The sequence below is a fragment of the Pseudomonas sp. GL_090 genome (assembly GCF_057837765.1).
In genome coordinates this window covers 195,439-211,216 of the sequence record NZ_CM174452.1, presented here as the reverse complement: position 1 = coordinate 211,216, position 15,778 = coordinate 195,439, and the positions used below count along the sequence as shown (strand labels likewise).

At 59.6% G+C, this 15,778-nt stretch carries 15 protein-coding genes; 5 read left to right on the top strand and 10 right to left on the bottom strand.

Annotation, left to right across the window (positions count from 1 at the left end; translation table 11 throughout):
- The first annotated feature begins 15 nt into the window (after positions 1 to 15).
- On the top strand, positions 16 to 1,626 hold the full coding sequence (locus AC3ITA_RS00915; protein WP_095944999.1) for an arylsulfatase: 1,611 nt from the start codon (positions 16 to 18) through the stop codon (positions 1,624 to 1,626).
- Positions 1,627 to 1,757: 131 nt separating this feature from the next.
- Here AC3ITA_RS00915 and AC3ITA_RS00910 read toward each other — a convergent pair whose 3' ends face one another.
- The gene (locus AC3ITA_RS00910; RefSeq protein WP_489279152.1) at positions 1,758 to 2,831 is read right to left on the bottom strand and encodes a fatty acid desaturase; all 1,074 of its coding nucleotides are present in this window, start codon (positions 2,829 to 2,831) and stop codon (positions 1,758 to 1,760) included.
- 100 nt (positions 2,832 to 2,931) lie between these two features.
- Between AC3ITA_RS00910 and AC3ITA_RS00905 the strand changes: the two genes are divergently transcribed.
- Entirely contained in the window at positions 2,932 to 3,936 is a 1,005-nt protein-coding gene (locus tag AC3ITA_RS00905) for an AraC family transcriptional regulator (RefSeq protein WP_095945001.1), read from the top strand.
- Here AC3ITA_RS00905 and AC3ITA_RS00900 read toward each other — a convergent pair whose 3' ends face one another.
- The 3 genes from AC3ITA_RS00900 to AC3ITA_RS00890 all read right to left on the bottom strand — a co-directional run bounded on the left by AC3ITA_RS00900 (position 3,937) and on the right by AC3ITA_RS00890 (position 6,212).
- Complete coding sequence (locus AC3ITA_RS00900) at positions 3,937 to 5,169, bottom strand: type II toxin-antitoxin system HipA family toxin (RefSeq protein ID WP_150673726.1); 1,233 nt, start codon at positions 5,167 to 5,169, stop codon at positions 3,937 to 3,939.
- The gene (locus tag AC3ITA_RS00895) at positions 5,162 to 5,410 is read right to left on the bottom strand and encodes a helix-turn-helix domain-containing protein (RefSeq protein WP_095945003.1); all 249 of its coding nucleotides are present in this window, start codon (positions 5,408 to 5,410) and stop codon (positions 5,162 to 5,164) included. The genes AC3ITA_RS00900 and AC3ITA_RS00895 overlap by 8 nt, the downstream gene beginning before the upstream one ends.
- Positions 5,411 to 5,525: 115 nt before the next feature.
- Complete coding sequence (locus AC3ITA_RS00890; protein WP_095945004.1) at positions 5,526 to 6,212, bottom strand: Crp/Fnr family transcriptional regulator; 687 nt, start codon at positions 6,210 to 6,212, stop codon at positions 5,526 to 5,528.
- 83 nt (positions 6,213 to 6,295) lie between these two features.
- Between AC3ITA_RS00890 and AC3ITA_RS00885 the strand changes: the two genes are divergently transcribed.
- Positions 6,296 to 6,814, top strand: coding sequence for an Mpo1 family 2-hydroxy fatty acid dioxygenase (locus tag AC3ITA_RS00885; protein ID WP_489279151.1), 519 nt, complete (start codon positions 6,296 to 6,298; stop codon positions 6,812 to 6,814).
- 89 nt (positions 6,815 to 6,903) lie between these two features.
- Here the strand turns inward: AC3ITA_RS00885 and AC3ITA_RS00880 are convergent, their stop codons facing one another.
- From AC3ITA_RS00880 to dibA, 6 genes are all read right to left on the bottom strand, one after another.
- A complete protein-coding gene (locus AC3ITA_RS00880; RefSeq protein ID WP_095945006.1) occupies positions 6,904 to 7,893 on the bottom strand; it encodes a sulfate/molybdate ABC transporter ATP-binding protein in 990 nt (329 codons plus the stop codon).
- Positions 7,894 to 7,896: 3 nt separating this feature from the next.
- Positions 7,897 to 8,766, bottom strand: coding sequence for a sulfate ABC transporter permease subunit CysW (gene cysW, locus AC3ITA_RS00875; RefSeq protein WP_008045439.1), 870 nt, complete (start codon positions 8,764 to 8,766; stop codon positions 7,897 to 7,899).
- Between the two features lie 12 nt (positions 8,767 to 8,778).
- Positions 8,779 to 9,597 carry a sulfate ABC transporter permease subunit CysT gene (cysT, locus tag AC3ITA_RS00870; RefSeq protein WP_007972956.1) on the bottom strand — a complete coding sequence of 273 codons (819 nt, stop codon included), beginning with the start codon at positions 9,595 to 9,597 and terminating at the stop codon, positions 8,779 to 8,781.
- A gap of 162 nt (positions 9,598 to 9,759) precedes the next feature.
- Positions 9,760 to 10,773, bottom strand: a complete 1,014-nt coding sequence (locus tag AC3ITA_RS00865; protein WP_150673727.1) for a sulfate ABC transporter substrate-binding protein — start codon at positions 10,771 to 10,773, stop codon at positions 9,760 to 9,762.
- A gap of 68 nt (positions 10,774 to 10,841) precedes the next feature.
- Positions 10,842 to 11,024, bottom strand: coding sequence for a sulfur starvation response protein OscA (oscA, locus tag AC3ITA_RS00860; protein ID WP_007975618.1), 183 nt, complete (start codon positions 11,022 to 11,024; stop codon positions 10,842 to 10,844).
- A gap of 185 nt (positions 11,025 to 11,209) precedes the next feature.
- Complete coding sequence (dibA, locus tag AC3ITA_RS00855) at positions 11,210 to 13,129, bottom strand: phosphodiesterase DibA (protein ID WP_489279149.1); 1,920 nt, start codon at positions 13,127 to 13,129, stop codon at positions 11,210 to 11,212.
- 146 nt (positions 13,130 to 13,275) lie between these two features.
- Between dibA and desA the strand changes: the two genes are divergently transcribed.
- Complete coding sequence (gene desA / locus AC3ITA_RS00850) at positions 13,276 to 14,460, top strand: delta-9 fatty acid desaturase DesA (RefSeq protein ID WP_095945009.1); 1,185 nt, start codon at positions 13,276 to 13,278, stop codon at positions 14,458 to 14,460.
- Positions 14,461 to 14,745: 285 nt separating this feature from the next.
- A complete protein-coding gene (locus AC3ITA_RS00845; RefSeq protein WP_150673729.1) occupies positions 14,746 to 15,735 on the top strand; it encodes a GGDEF domain-containing protein in 990 nt (329 codons plus the stop codon).
- Positions 15,736 to 15,778: the final 43 nt, after the last annotated feature.

Genomic DNA, 15,778 nt, shown 5'->3' with positions numbered 1-15,778 from the left:
AAAAGGAAATGCCTGATGCCGCAACGTCCCAACTTTCTAGTGATCCTGGCCGATGACCTGGGCTTTTCCGACATCGGCGCCTTCGGTGGCGAAATCAATACGCCGAACCTCGATGCACTGGCCAACAACGGTTTGCGCCTCACCGATTTTCACACCGCGCCGACCTGCTCGCCGACCCGGTCGATGCTGCTCACCGGCACCGATCACCACATCGCAGGCATCGGCACCATGGCCGAAGCATTGACCCCGGACCTGATCGGCAAACCGGGTTACGAAGGGCACCTGAACGACCGCGTGGTCGCCCTGCCCGAGTTGTTGCGCGAGGCGGGTTACCAGACGTTGATGAGCGGTAAATGGCACCTGGGCCTGACCGCTGAGCTGGCACCTCACGCCCGGGGTTTCGAGCGTTCGTTCTCGTTGCTGCCCGGTGCCGCCAACCATTACGGCTTTGAGCCGACCTACGATGAAACAACGCCACGGCTGCTGAAATCCACCCCGGCGCTGTACATCGAAGACGACCAATTCATCGATGAACTGCCCAAGGATTTCTATTCCTCCGATGCCTTTGGCGACAAGCTGCTGCAATACCTCAAGGAGCGCGACCAGACCCGGCCGTTCTTCGCCTACCTGCCGTTTTCCGCGCCGCACTGGCCTTTGCAGGCGCCGGTCGAAGTGGTGGAAAAATACCGCGGGCGTTATGACGCCGGCCCTGAAGTGCTGCGACTTGAGCGCCTGGAAAAACTCAAGAAACTGGGGCTGATCGAGGCCGATGTCGAGCCCCATCCGTTGATCCAGTTGACTGCACAATGGGATGCCCTGAGCGATGAGCAGCGGCAGATCTCCGCGCGGGCCATGGAGGTTTACGCGGCGATGGTCGAGCGCATGGACTGGAACATCGGGCGGGTCGTCGACTACCTGCGCCAGCAGGGGCAACTGGACAACACCTTCATTCTGTTCATGTCCGATAACGGTGCCGAAGGGGCATTGCTCGAAGCCTTCCCGAAATTCGGCCCGCAGTTGCTGACCTATCTCAACCAGCATTACGACAACAGCCTGGACAACATCGGCCGCGCCAACTCCTACGTCTGGTACGGGCCGAACTGGGCGCAAGTGGCGACCGCGCCGTCGCGGTTGTTCAAGGCCTTCACCACCGAAGGCGGGATCCGTGTTCCGGCGCTGGTGCATTATCCGCAGCTGCCGCTCAAGGGCCAGATCAGCCACGGTTTCGGCACGGTGATGGACATCACGCCGACCATTCTGGATCTTGCCGGCGTGCGCCATCCGGGCAAGCAATGGCACGGCAAGCCCGTGGCGGACGTTCGCGGAAAGTCGTGGCTTGGGTTCCTGTCGGGTGAGACGGCGCAAGTACATGACGAGCACACCGTGACCGGGTGGGAATTGTTCGGTCGACGGGCGATTCGACAAGGGCAATGGAAGGCGGTGTACATCCCGGGACCGGTCGGGCCGGCGACCTGGCAACTGTATGACCTGGGCAATGATCCAGGGGAGATTCATGACCTGGCGTCGAGCCAACCGCACAAGCTCGGTGCCTTGATCGAGCACTGGCAGCGGTATGTGGATGAGACTGGGGTGATCCTGAGTGAGTCGCCGTTTCAGCCGGATTGATATTGCCTAATACACCGCTTTCGCGAGCAGGCTCGCTCCCACACAGGCCGATGTGATGCAAAGATCGCATTCACACCAACAAACCCTGTGGGAGCGAGCTTGCTCGCGATGGGGCCATCAAATACAGCCAATCAAACGCCGATTGTACGCACCTTTTCCGCAGCCACTTCATCCCCGCGCTCAAACCGGTTAGCCCGCGCAAACGTGCCGAAATCATTGAACCGCACACCCATCTCGCGCATCACTTTGTGCCCCACCGACACGGTCAACTGGCGGATGTAGAACGGCTCCTTCACCACAAAATGATGAATCCCGTGGCTGCTGCCGAAGTTGAAGCAGAACGCCTGCAACGGCCACAACCACCACGCGTTCAGCACCTGGCACTGCTGCATCACGTTGCCCGGCTCCACGTCACCGTAGTAGTGCATGTTCGAGCTGATGAAGTGCAGGCAGAACGTGCGCAACACGTTCGGGCCGATGATCACGACTGCCGCGATGTCGATCACCTGCATCACCGACAACGTGGTCGCCGACCACTCGATCGGCGCGCCCATCAGGTGTGCTACGCCGTTCGCTGCGTGGAAACCGAGAAACACGTACCAGGCGCCCCAATGCATCAGTGCCAGCGGTGCGTAGACCTTCAGCGTGCGCTGGATGATGCTGATCTTTTGCACCCGGGTCTTGGCCCGCAGCAGGCGGATGAACGACGACATCATGTTGTCGCCAATCATCAAGAATCGCGCGATGCCCCATGGTTCACCGTTGGTGATGGCGCGTTCTTCCATGTCGGTTTCAGAACCCGACACCTTGTGGTGATTGAGGTGCAGATGGCGGCGAATCCACGGATTGATGGTGCTCGGCCGCGCCAGCCACACCAACCCCATCATCAGGTTGTGCGGCACCTTCTGCTTGCGGAAGTACATGCTGTGGATCAGGTCGTGTTCCAGTTCATGGGTCAACGAGGCGAAAAAGGCGTTGAGCAACAGGCACGCCCACCAGGCCATGTGCCCGGTCATGTAGAGCGCCGCCGAACCCACCATACCTGCCAAAGCGAAGGTCAGAATGCCTGCACCGAGGGCGTCCTGATGCTTGAGAATCGGATAGCGCTCGCGCAACTCGACGCCTTTGGCCAGTACCACTTCACGGATATACGCTGATCGCTGTGATGCATTCAGTCGCTGGGGGCTTGCAGAAGTACCGCTCATGCTTCCATCCTCTGGTTATTGATGGTTGCATCCTGCCTTGCGATCCTTCGCAACGCGGTAGCCGAGAACGCCAACCTGTTGACCGGAAGCGCCAATCAGCATGACTGAACCGACCTCCCTCGCCAGCTGGACCCGCGCCCTGCGCAAGCAACTCGATGCCCTGGGCATCGACAGCACCGCCCTGTGCCAGCAAGCGGGGCTCGACCCGCAACTGATGGACGACCCGAACGCGCGCTACCCGCTGTCGGGCACCACGCACCTGTGGAATCTGGCGGTGCAGGCCAGCGGCGATCCGGCGATCGGTTTGCGGGTTTCGCGTTTCGTCAGCCCGACCACTTTCCATGCGCTGGGTTATGCGCTGGTGGCCAGCGGCAGCCTGCGGGAAGTGTTCGAGCGCATCGTGCGTTATCACCAGGTGGTCAGCGATGCCCTGGAACTGGAGCTGACCCGCGCCGAGGATCGCTACTGTTTCAGTCTGAAAATTCCGGTAGGCAACCCGGCTCCTGCCTTCGAAGCCATCGACGCGTTCATGGCGATTTACGTGCGCACCTGCCGCAATCGCCTGGGTCGCGACTACGCGCCACTGGCGACCTACCTGCGCCGCCCGGAGCCGGCAGACGCACACCAATGGCATAAAGTCTTTCGCTCGCCCGTGCACTTCGGCGCCGACGAAGACCGACTGGAGTTCGCCCTCGTCGATTTCGACAGCCACCTGGACGATGCCAATCCGGAGCTGGCCGAACACAATGAAACCGTGCTCAAGCGCACCCTGGCGCAACTCAAGCCACTGACGTGGGAGCGCAAGGTCCGCGACGCCATTGAAGAACAACTGCCCGAAGGCGAACCGAGCGCCGAACACATCGCCAAGGCCCTGCACCTGAGCTTGCGCAGCCTGCAACGGCACCTGGCCGATGAAGGCTACCGGTTCGACACGCTGCTCAACGAAAGCCGCGAAAACCTCGCGCTGCTGCACCTGCGTGACCCGCAATGTTCGTTGAGCGAGATCAGTTATCTGCTCGGGTTTGCCGACACCAGCAGCTTCAGTCGTGCGTTCAAGCGCTGGACGGGGATGACGCCGGGGCAGTTTCGGGATGGATTGCGCTGATCAGCCTTTGACCAGGCTGCGCGCCATACCCTCTTTCCACTGCTCCAGCATTGCCTCTCCAACTGCGGCAAAGGCACTGTTTGCCTTTATGTGTTGACCCATCTCGCCCATCGCCACTGCCATCCCATGGATGACCTGTTGCAGCAATTCGTTGCAGCGCCCCTCGGTCAAATTGCAGGCGGAGCGGCCAAACCGCATCAGCATTTTGTACTTGGGCCACGCCTTCGATCCGCCCAGTAACAACGCCATGCTATCGGTCTTGATGTAGACCGACGTGGTGATGATGTCGTAGGCAGGTGCCAGGCTGATTGCTGCATCGACACCACAGTCTTCGTACAGAACGCCAAAGTTCTTGAGGTGCGCGTCGCCATTTTTCAGACCCGATGACAGCGCGACGATTTTGAAAAACGACTCCAGTGCCTGATTGAGCAAAGGCGGGGAAACAAACGCCTTGATCTGCTTGGCCGCACCTTCGTACGAACCATCGTATTTGGCTTTTGATGGCCAGGCATTGAGCACGCAGAAGTCCTCGAACCCCAGGTAACCTTTTTCATTCAGATCGAAGCGTTCAACGATCAAAAACTTGCCGTGCTCACTGAGTTCAAACTTCGGTACCTCAAGACCCGAATGCAACGCCGCCCGCATGCAGAAGTATTCATTGGCAGCGAGTTCCGGGTATTGCTCAGGACGAAAGGCTTTGACCAGATGCGTGGCCCCCCGATGGGACAGCCGATCGATGGTTGATGCGCTGTCACGCACCAGTACCTTCGGCTGTACACCGGAAACGCCTGAATACTGGCCATAGGTCTGCAAGAGGTCTTCGAACAGACCTTGTGCACCATCATGTACAAGAAGGTCCGCCAGGCTGGTTTCAGGTGACTGGTCGATCAACTCCGGCGCCTTTGAAATGCCAACTCTTCCGAGCTGGTGCGGGCCGACGATGGCAAGCATCGAAAAATCGTCAAACCCTCGGACGGCCTTGCTGAAGCGACGAGTCAATTCATCGCGCAGGGCTCCCTCAGGCAGATTCATTTCAAAAACCGGTGGAACGCCCGATTCCCACGCGTAACTCTCCAGCCGCACCGGCATGGTCAACGAGACGGCGTTTTGTTCTGACGCGTTTTCGGCGTAGGCAAACACGCTATCAACGGGTGACTGACCACGACCAAGGACTCCGACCGCGCTGTTGGAAACGCTGATAGCCAGTCGATCCTTCTCCTGCGGCTCATCCATGGAAATCCACCTTTTTCAGGGTATCCAGCGTTGGCCGCTTCGACTGTCGCGGCACGGCAGTCAGCTCATAACCGAAGCCATTGAGGATCGCCTCTACCTTGCGCAGACCAATTTCGGAGAGGGTGTTGTTTTCAATGCCGGAGATCGTCGCCCGGCTCATTCCGTACTGATGTGCCAATGCCTGCTGGGAGAGTTTTCTTTCCTTGCGTAACGTTCGGATCAGCTTGCCAAGGTTTTCCATTTCACCACCATGCATCGTATACAGTGCATATTTTATCAGTTTAACGATTATGCATTGTATTTAGTTCATGTCATGATTGAAGTCCAGCTACATTTGCTGACGCCCCTACCAGACATCAAACCATCGCCAGCACCCGCAACCGCACGGCATCGAGGATTTCAATTTCGCCGTAACTCAGCCCGATGATCCCTTGCCCCTGTAACTCCTTGAGGATCTGGTTGGTGGTTTGGCGCGATAGCGACAACATGGCGGCAAGCTGCTCCTGGGGCAGCTGCAGGACGCGACGCGGTGGGGCGGTCTCGCCATAGCCTTCGGCGATCATCAGCAAGCGGTGCGCCAGCCGTGCCGGAGCCGGCAACAGGCTCAGTTGTTCGAGGTTGATGAAGGTCATGCGCAATTTCTGGCTCATCAGCAACGCCAGTTGCCGCCAGTGCTGCGGTTGCTCGTCGAGCAGCGCCAGCAAGGTGTTCTGAGGAATGTGCAGCAGCGTGCACTGGCCCACGCCGTACGCATCGTGGGTGCGTGGCTGGCCATCGAACAGGCAGATTTCGCCGAACCAGTGCGGCGGCTCCACCAGGCTCAGCAACGCTTCCTTGCCCTGCTCACTCACTGCCCCGACGCGCACCGCGCCTTCAAGCACCGCGTACAGGCCGCAGGGCGGACCGCCACGCTTGAACAGCCGCTGCCCCGGCGACAGGCGCCGCAGCCTGGCCACCGACAGCAGGCTATCCTGTAGGGAAACAGGCAAATGGCTGAACCACTGACCGCTCATCAGGCGTGGACGCCAGACCTGCATATCCATGAAAACTCCTAGAGATTGTCGCCTGGCTGACAGAGCGGGAAGTGACCCCGGGGCATGATCAATCACCCCACAGGAGAACAACAATGAAAAGCCTCGTCGACCACCTCAGTCAATACGCCGCCTACCACCGTGACCCGCGCAACATCGCCTCGCACTTTATCGGCATTCCGCTGATCGTGGTGGCCGTGGCCGTGCTGCTGTCACGTCCGCAGTGGGCCGGGGGCTGGCTTTCGCCGGCGGTGCTGGTGTCACTGGCCTCAGCGTGGTTTTACCTGCGCCTTGAACTGCGCCTTGGGGTGCTGATGACGGTGTTGCTCGGGCTGTGTGTCTGGGCAGGTCAGGTGCTGGCGCAACAAAGCACGCTGGTCTGGCTGGGCAGCGGCGTGGCGATGTTCGTGATTGGTTGGGCGATCCAGTTTGTCGGCCATCACTACGAAGGGCGCAAACCGGCATTTGTCGATGACGTGACCGGGTTGATTGTCGGGCCGTTGTTTGTGGTGGCCGAGCTGGCGTTCCTGCTGGGGATGCGGCATGAGCTCAAAGAGCAGATCGAGGCGCGGGCGGGTGGGGTGCGGGTCAATCCGAAGCGTGCCGCTGTTTAGATAGTTATCGCGAGCAGGCTCGCTCCCACACTGATTTGCGTCGTTCACAAATCCACTGTGGGAGCGAGCCTGCTCGCGAAGCTTTTGCCTTAGATATTCGCAACCTTCTGCCAGACCTTCGGCTTGAAGAACAGCGTCTCGCCTTTCGCCAAACCCACCAGGCTGTCGTGATCCTTGACCACTTCAGCTTCGATCAGATCGCTCTGCCCTTCGACCTTCAACGTCACCCGTGTCGTCGCGCCCAGCGGTCGAATATCCCGCACTTCAGCCGCGTGGTGATCTTCCAGCTCATGGCGTGACAACGACACCTCGTGCGGGCGGAACAGCACGTGCTTGTCTTCGCCCAGGTGCAGTCGGTTCGAATCACCGAGGAAGTGATAGACGAAATCGCTGGCCGGGTTTTCGTAGACGTCACCCGGTGAGCCGATCTGTTCGATCACACCCTTGTTCATCACCACGATACGGTCGGCGACTTCCATCGCTTCTTCCTGGTCGTGGGTCACGAACACCGAGGTCAGGTTGATGTCTTCGTGCAGACGCGCCAACCAGCGGCGCAGTTCTTTACGGACCTTGGCGTCGAGGGCGCCGAAAGGTTCGTCGAGCAGCAGCACTTTCGGCTCCACCGCCAGCGCCCGAGCCAGGGCAATGCGCTGGCGCTGACCACCGGAGAGTTGCTCCGGGTAGCGATCCGACAACCAGTCCAGTTGCACCATGTTCAGCAGTTCATGGACTTTGGTTGCGATCTGGCTTTCGCTCGGGCGCTGGCTTTTCGGCTTCATGCGCAGGCCGAACGCGACGTTGTCGAACACTGTCATGTGGCGGAACAGCGCGTAGTGCTGGAACACGAAACCGACGTTGCGATCGCGCACGTCGTGGCCGGAAACGTCTTCACCGTGGAACACGATGTTGCCCTGGTCCGGGGTTTCCAGGCCGGCGATGATCCGTAGCAGCGTGGTCTTGCCGCAACCCGACGGACCGAGCAAGGCGACGAGTTCGCCGCTCTGGATGTCCAGGCTGATGTTGTCCAGCGCCTTGAAGGCATGGAAGTTCTTGCTGACGTTACGCACTTCGATCGACATGAGTTATTCCTCCGCGGCGCTGGCGCGCAGGCGGTTAATACGGTTTTCGCTCCACTGCTTGAGCAGCAGGATGAAGAGCGCCAGGATCAGCAACAGGCTCGCCACGGCGAATGCCGCCACGTGGTTGTATTCGTTGTAGAGGATCTCGACGTGCAATGGCAGGGTGTTGGTCACCCCGCGAATGTGCCCGGACACCACCGACACCGCACCGAATTCCCCCATGGCCCGCGCGGTACACAACACCACGCCATAGATCAGGCCCCATTTGATGTTGGGCACGGTGACGTGCCAGAACATCTGCCAGCCGTTGGCCCCGAGCAGACGCGCGGCCTCCTCTTCCTGGGTGCCTTGTTCCTGCATCAGCGGGATCAGTTCACGGGCCACGAACGGCACGGTGACGAAGATCGTCGCCAGCACGATGCCCGGCAGGGCGAAGACGATCTGGATGTCGTGGTCCTGCAACCACGGGCCGAACAGGCCCTGGGCGCCGAACATCAGCACATAGACCAGGCCGGCGATCACCGGCGATACCGAGAACGGCAGGTCGATCAGGGTCACCAGCATGCTCTTGCCGCGGAACGAGTACTTGCTCACGCACCAGGCGGCGCTGACGCCGAACACCAGGTTCAGCGGCACCGAAATCAGCACGGCGATGACCGTGAGCTTCAGCGCCGATAGCGCGTCCGCCTCAAAGATCGCGGTGAAAAACGCCCCGAGGCCGAGCTTCAGCCCCTGGGACACCACGATGAACAGCGGCAGCAACAGGAACAGTGCAAAAATCAGCCAGCCAAGGCCGATCAGGATTCGCCGAGAAGTCGCACTGCCACGACGGGCAGCGTTCGAGGAAGCGGCAGCAATAGACGATTGGGACATGGGTGCGCCTCCTTATGGGGTTTCGATGCGCCGCTGCAACAAGTTGATCAGCAGCAACAGGACGAAGGAAACCACCAGCATCAGTACACCAATGGAGGTAGCGCCGGTGTAATCGTATTGGTCGAGCTTGACCATGATCAGCAGCGGCAGAATCTCGGTTTTCATCGGCATGTTGCCGGCGATGAAAATCACCGAACCATACTCGCCGACCCCGCGGGCAAAGGCCAAGGCGAAACCGGTGAGCCATGCCGGAAGCAGTGCCGGCAGCAGGATATGGCGGAAAACCTGCAACGGTTTTGCCCCCAGGCACGCTGCCGCTTCTTCCACTTCACGGGGAATATCCGCCAATACTGGCTGTACGGTACGTACTACGAATGGAAGTGTCACAAAAGTGAGGGCGAGGGTGATGCCCAGAGGGGTGTAGGCGATCTTGAAACCCAGATCCGCTGCAAACTGACCCACCAGACCGGTTGGGGTGTACAGCGCCGTCAGCGCAATACCGGCCACCGCCGTGGGCAATGCGAACGGCAAGTCGATCATTGCATCGATCACTTTTCGTCCAGGGAAGGTATAGCGCACTAATACCCAGGCCAACAGCGTGCCGATGATGCCGTTGATGATCGCGGCACACAGGGCGGTGCCGAAGCTGAGCTTCAACGCGGCCAGCACCCGTGGCGCCGAGATGATTGCCCAGAACTGATCCCAGGTGAGTTGAGCGGCATGCACGAACATCGCCGCCAGTGGTATGAGCACAATCAGGCTGAGGTACACCAAGGTGTAGCCCAGCGTCAGCCCGAAGCCGGGTATGACGGGGGAGATACGACGCGACATAAAAGTCCCTGGTTAAATTTTGTTCTGCCAAGTGCATTCATGTGGGAGCGAGCCTGCTCGCGAAGGGGGGAGTACCAGTCAACATCCCTGTCGCCTGAAATACCGTCTTCGCGAGCAGGCTCGCTCCCACACCTTAAACACCTTAGCCAATTGACATCAGGATTACTGCGCCTGATAGATCTGGTCGAACACGCCCCCGTCATTGAAGAATTTCGGCTGTGCGGTTTTCCAGCCGCCGAAGTCCTTGTCGATGCTCACCAGTTCCAGTTTCGGGAACTGCTGGGCGTACTTGGCGGCCACATCCTTGTCACGTGGACGATAGAAGTTCTTCGCCGCGATTTCCTGGCCGGCCGGGCTGTACAGGTGCTTGAGATAGGCCTCGGCGATCTGCTCGTTGCCCTTTTTCTCGGCATTTTTGTCGACTACCGCCACGGGTGGCTCGGCGAGAATCGACAGCGAAGGCACGACGATGTCGAACTTGTCGGCGCCGCCCTCTTCTTTCAGGGCCAGGAAGGCTTCGTTTTCCCAGGCCAGCAATACGTCGCCCTGACCGTTGTTGACGAAGGTAATGGTCGAGCCGCGAGCGCCGGTGTCCAGCACTGGCACGTGCTTGAACAGGGTCTGTACGTATTCCTTGGCCTTGGCTTCGTCGCCGCCATTGGCTTTCAGGCCATAGGCCCACGCCGCGAGGAAGTTCCAGCGCGCACCACCGGAGGTTTTCGGGTTCGGCGTGATCACCGAGACGTCATTCTTGATCAGGTCGCCCCAGTCCTTGATGCCTTTGGGGTTGCCCTTGCGCACCAGGAACACGATGGTCGAGGTGTAAGGCGTGCTAGCGTCCGGCAGGCGTTTTTGCCAGTCCGCCGGCAGGGACTTGCCAAGCTTGGCGATTTCGTCGATATCACCGGCCAGGGCCAGGGTCACGACGTCGGCGCGCAGGCCGTCGATCACCGCCCGACCTTGCTTGCCCGAACCGCCGTGGGATTGCTGGACCTTCACGGTGTCGCCCGCGTGGTCCTTCTGCCAGAACTTGATGAACTCGGCATTGTAGTCCTGGTACAGCTCGCGGGTCGGGTCGTACGACACGTTGAGCAGCTCGTAGTCCTTGGCAACGGCGGAACCGGCAAAAAGGGCGCTGGCCAGGGCGGCCAAAGCGAAATGACGAATCGACGACATGGTGAAAGCTCCTGGAATTCTTGGTTTGTTGGCTTTTTCTTATGGGATATCGCGTTGCCTGATTCGCCTCAGCCCGGCTTGTTGCCCGGCTGCTGCAAACGGAATTTTTCCTTGCGCTCGATCTGTACCACCTGGGCGTTGTGCACGGTGATTTCCACGGCACCAAAGCGCAGATCGCGCAGGGCACTCTGGATTTCACGCAGGATGGTGGCTTCGTCTTGACCGTCGACGCTACGCAGGGATGCGCTCATATTGCTGCTCCTTCAACTGAGAGGTTGCCTCGCAGTGTCGGCACTGCTTGCGGCTTGAGAGCAATACTAGAGAGGTGTAGATATTCTTAAAAAGACTATTTAAGAATGTTTATATAACCAGAAGAGATTAAGTGAAGGGGTAAGGGTTTGAGGTGAACAGCTCGCTCCCACAGGGATTTTGTAAATCAGGCGATGACCGGGACATGAGCCCAATCGAGCTGCGCCGCCGGCACCGGCCGCCCGAACCAATAGCCCTGCCCCAGCTCACATCCCTGTTCGAGCAGGAAAGCAGCCTGTTCGACCTGCTCGATCCCCTCCGCATGTACCTGCATGCCCATGCTTTGCGCCAGGGCAATGATCACCCGTGAAATCGCCGCATCATCCTCATCCCACGGCAATCCGGCGACAAAGCCCTGATCGATTTTCAACTTTTGCACCGGCAGACGCTTGAGTCGCAGCAGCGATGAATAACCGGTGCCAAAGTCGTCGATGGCCAGGCGTACACCCAGCTCGCGCAGGCGATGCATCTGCTCCAGCGCGATTTCCGGATCTTCCATCACCGCGCTTTCAGTGACTTCCAGCTCCAAAAACGCCGGTTCCAGCCCGGTTTCGCGCAGGACTTGCGCCACTTGCTGGTACAGCTCACGACGGGCGAACAGGCGCGAAGATACGTTGACCGCGACGAACGACAACACCACCCCGCCCTGCTGCCACTGACACATCTGCCGGCACGCCTGCGCCATGACCCAGGCATCGATTTCAGCAATCAGACCGGTTCGTTCGGCGACCGGAATGAATTCCGCCGGCGACACCAGGCCCCGCTGCGGGTGCTGCCAACGCACCAGCGCCTCGACGCCAATCAAGCGACGGGTCTTGAGGTCGTGAACCGGCTGGTAATGGACCCGCAGCTCCTGCTGGTCCAGGGCGCGGCGCAATTCGAAAGCGATCTCGACCCGCTGCTGGGCGTGGGCCGTCAGCTCTTCGGTGTACAGGGCATAATCATTGCGCCCCGTGCTTTTGGCCTTGAACAGTGCAGAGTCGGCATTACGCAGCATTTGCTCGACACTCAAGGCATCGCTGGGGAACAGGCTGATGCCGATGCTGGTGTTGATGGACAGCTGGTGCCCATCAATAAGGAACGGCTCTTTAAGGCCATCGATGATCCGCTGGGCCAACGCAGCGGCCTGAACCAGTTGCGGACAACTATCGGCAAGCACGGCGAATTCATCTCCGCCCAGCCTGGCCAGGGTGATGCCCGGACCGAACATGGCGCCCAGGCGCTCTGCCACAGCCTTGAGCAACTGGTCGCCAATGGTGTGCCCGAGGCTGTCGTTGATCATCTTGAAGTGATCGAGGTCGATCATCAGCAGCGCGCAGCCACGCTTGTGGACCTGTGCCGAGGCCAGGGCCTGTTCGGCGCGGTCGGTGAACAGCAAGCGGTTCGGCAGGTCGGTCAGCGGATCGTGGTGCGCCAGGTGCATCAGCTCGTGTTCGGAGTTCTTGATTGCACTGATGTCGGAAAACACCGCCACATATTGGCTCGGCCTGCCGAAATCGTCGTGGATCAGGCGGATCGTTTGCCATTGCGGGTAAATCTCGCCGCTTTTGCGCCGGTTCCAGATTTCTCCACTCCACTCCCCGACAGTGGCGAGCGCGGCAAACATCACCTGATAGAACTCAGGGGAATGTCGTCCGGACTTGAACAGATTGGGCCGCTGCCCCAGCACGTCCTCACACCCGTAACCGGTGATTTCCATGAACGCCCGGTTCACATGGACGATCACGCCTTCCCGATTGGTGACCAGCACGCCTTCGCGGGTGCAGTCGAACACGGCCGCCGCCTGGCGCAAGCGCGTGCGGTCGGCATCACGTTCACGCAGCTTGGCACCGATCCCCAGACATCGCAGCAACCGCGCCCGGGCAATGAAGATCAACCCGGCGCTGAACAGTACCCAGACATAACCGTTGATCAGTTGCCATCGCAGTCGCTCGGCAGAGCTATCGAAGAAACTGTTTAATAAATAGCCACTCATCTGCAGCCAAACCACAGAAAGCAACAGATAGAGCAGCGCTGCACGCAAGGCATCGCGATAGGTGGCAGGCATCCGGCAATCCATGTCCCTACAAAAAGATTGGAATTATAGTTGAAAGACACATCCAGCCACTCTTATCTGAAAGGGCGACTGGTTTTCTGTGTGGGCTTAGTGATAATGCAACGGCTGTTTTTTCTTTATCGAGGGCCCTACAGCCTATGTGGTACGAAGGTTTTCTTGGCTTGTCGCCCTGGTCGCTGGTAGCAGTCACCCTGCTGATGACCCACGTCACGATCATTGCCGTCACGGTCTATCTGCATCGTTACTCGGCCCATCGCTCCCTGGAGCTCAATGGGGGCCTTAAACATTTCTTCCGTTTCTGGCTGTGGCTGACCACGGCGCAGAACACCCGCGAGTGGACCGCCATCCACCGCAAGCATCACGCCAAATGCGAAACCGTCGATGATCCGCACAGCCCGGTCATCAAGGGTTTGTCCACGGTGCTGCGCAAAGGCGCCGAGCTGTACCGCGCCGAAGCGGAAAACCCCGAGACGCTGCGCATCTACGGCAAGAACTGCCCCGAAGACTGGATCGAGCGCAATCTCTACAGCCGCTTCCCGCTGCTGGGCATCGCAATCATGGGCGTTATCGACCTGCTGCTGTTCGGCACCATCGGCATCACCATCTGGGCCATCCAGATGATGTGGATCCCGGTGTGGGCCGCCGGCGTGGTCAATGGCCTGGGCCATGCCATCGGCTACCGCAACTTCGAATGCCGCGATGCGGCGACCAACCTGGTGCCTTGGGGCATCCTCATTGGCGGTGAAGAACTGCATAACAACCATCACACCTACCCTAACTCGGCAAAACTGTCGGTGAAAAAGTGGGAATTCGACCTGGGCTGGGCGTGGATTCAAGTCTTCAGCTTCCTGCGCCTGGCCAAGGTCCAGCGGGTTGCGCCGATTGCCCATCGCGTCGAAGGCAAGGGCAACCTGGACATGGACACCGCCATGGCGATCCTCAACAACCGCTTCCAGATCATGGCCCAGTACCGCAAATTGGTGATCGGCCCGCTGGTCAAGCAAGAGTTGGAAAAGGTCGATCACTCGGTACGCCACCAGTTCCACCGGGCCAAACGCCTGCTTTCGCGGGAGACCAGCCTGCTGGATGACAAGCACCATGTACGCATCCAGAGCATGCTCGAGCACAGTCAGGCGCTGAAGGTAATTTACGAGAAACGCCTGGCCCTGCAACAGATCTGGGTCAAGACCAGCTCAAATGGTCACGACATGCTGGCGGCCATCAAGGACTGGGTACACGAAGCCGAAGCCAGCGGGATTCAGTCACTGCGCGACTTCGCCGGTCAATTGAAGACCTACTCCCTGCGTCCTGCTGCTGTCTGATTGCAGCGCGCAGCCGCAAAACCTGTGGGAGCGAGCCGGCTCCGGGCGGCATGTCAGTCAATATTGATTTGACTGGCACCCCCTTTTCGCGAGCAGGCTCGCTCCCACATTGTTTTTTTGCCGCAAGAACGCATCGCCAGTACCGCCCGGCGGAAGCCGGCTTCCTCGCCACAAAAGGCGGGAACTTCACCCGAAAAGCCCTATCTCAAAGACACTTCGCTATCCCCGGCGGGCTTGGTGTTGGCCGCTATCTAATACGCGGAATGCCCTTTGAGATTTGTGTCGATGGCCCAAAAGAACCTGCAAGACTCATCTCCGTCACATGGGCCCGAGGCTGCGCAGACCCTGATTGCGCTGATGCACGCCCAAGGCGAAGTCGCACGCCTGAGCGAACGCGAACAGTTGCTCAACACCTTGCTGATGAGCGTCAACGCGGTGCTATGGGCATTCGACTGGGAAACCCGTCAGATGCTTTACGTCAGCCCCGCCTATGAACGGATCTTTGGCCGTTCGGCCGATCGGCTGCTGGCCGACTGTAACCAATGGCGCGACTGCATTTACCCTGACGACCTGGACTACGCCGAACGCAGCCTGGCCGAAGTGCTGGACAAGGGCGCTGTCGAAGACCGCGAGTATCGAATCATTGCCGCCGACGGGCAGGTGCGCTGGCTCAGCGACAAATGCTACGTCAACCGCCAGGCCGAGCCGGGACAACCGGTGATCATCGTCGGCATCGCCGAGGACATCACCGACAAGAAGCGAATGGAACGCGAGCTGCAGCGCCTGGCCACCACCGACGCGCTGACCCAGAGCAGCAACCGCCGGCATTTCTTCGAATGCGCCCACCGCGAGTTCGCACACGCCCGGCAACGGGGCGAGCCGCTGTCGTTCCTGATGCTGGACATCGATGACTTCAAAATCATCAACGACACCTATGGTCACCAGGAAGGCGACAACGTGTTGCAACGCATCGCCGATAGCGGCCGCGCAGCGTTGCGCCGTGGCGACCTGTTCGGGCGCATTGGCGGTGAGGAGTTCGCAGCAGTGTTTCCCGGCTGTACGCCGCAGATGGCCCTGCAAGTGGCGGAACGCTTGCAACAGCAGATTCAGCGATTGCGTTTCACCCATGAAGGCCAGACGTTCGGCATCACCGTCAGCCAGGGCCTGACCAGCCTGACCGCCGCGGACGAAAACGTGGAGAACCTGTTTTCCCGCGCGGATGCCGCGATGTACCAGGCCAAGCGTGAGGGCAAGAACCGGATTATTACCGCCTGAGCGGCCATCGCAAAACCCTGTGGGAGCGAGCTTGCTCGCGAAA

What these genes read in the sequence shown, in the direction of transcription:
- AC3ITA_RS00890 (WP_095945004.1), bottom strand. Translation starts at nt 6,212, where the DNA reads ATGGATATGCAGGTCTGGCGTCCACGCCTGATGAGCGGTCAGTGGTTC.
- AC3ITA_RS00865 (WP_150673727.1), bottom strand. Translation starts at nt 10,773, where the DNA reads ATGTCGTCGATTCGTCATTTCGCTTTGGCCGCCCTGGCCAGCGCCCTT.
- AC3ITA_RS00845 (WP_150673729.1), top strand. Translation starts at nt 14,746, where the DNA reads ATGGCCCAAAAGAACCTGCAAGACTCATCTCCGTCACATGGGCCCGAG.
- oscA (WP_007975618.1), bottom strand. Translation starts at nt 11,024, where the DNA reads ATGAGCGCATCCCTGCGTAGCGTCGACGGTCAAGACGAAGCCACCATC.
- AC3ITA_RS00895 (WP_095945003.1), bottom strand. Translation starts at nt 5,410, where the DNA reads ATGGAAAACCTTGGCAAGCTGATCCGAACGTTACGCAAGGAAAGAAAA.
- dibA (WP_489279149.1), bottom strand. Translation starts at nt 13,129, where the DNA reads ATGCCTGCCACCTATCGCGATGCCTTGCGTGCAGCGCTGCTCTATCTG.
- AC3ITA_RS00910 (WP_489279152.1), bottom strand. Translation starts at nt 2,831, where the DNA reads ATGAGCGGTACTTCTGCAAGCCCCCAGCGACTGAATGCATCACAGCGA.
- AC3ITA_RS00885 (WP_489279151.1), top strand. Translation starts at nt 6,296, where the DNA reads ATGAAAAGCCTCGTCGACCACCTCAGTCAATACGCCGCCTACCACCGT.
- desA (WP_095945009.1), top strand. Translation starts at nt 13,276, where the DNA reads ATGTGGTACGAAGGTTTTCTTGGCTTGTCGCCCTGGTCGCTGGTAGCA.
- AC3ITA_RS00880 (WP_095945006.1), bottom strand. Translation starts at nt 7,893, where the DNA reads ATGTCGATCGAAGTGCGTAACGTCAGCAAGAACTTCCATGCCTTCAAG.
- AC3ITA_RS00915 (WP_095944999.1), top strand. Translation starts at nt 16, where the DNA reads ATGCCGCAACGTCCCAACTTTCTAGTGATCCTGGCCGATGACCTGGGC.
- AC3ITA_RS00905 (WP_095945001.1), top strand. Translation starts at nt 2,932, where the DNA reads ATGACTGAACCGACCTCCCTCGCCAGCTGGACCCGCGCCCTGCGCAAG.
- cysT (WP_007972956.1), bottom strand. Translation starts at nt 9,597, where the DNA reads ATGTCGCGTCGTATCTCCCCCGTCATACCCGGCTTCGGGCTGACGCTG.
- AC3ITA_RS00900 (WP_150673726.1), bottom strand. Translation starts at nt 5,169, where the DNA reads ATGGATGAGCCGCAGGAGAAGGATCGACTGGCTATCAGCGTTTCCAAC.
- cysW (WP_008045439.1), bottom strand. Translation starts at nt 8,766, where the DNA reads ATGTCCCAATCGTCTATTGCTGCCGCTTCCTCGAACGCTGCCCGTCGT.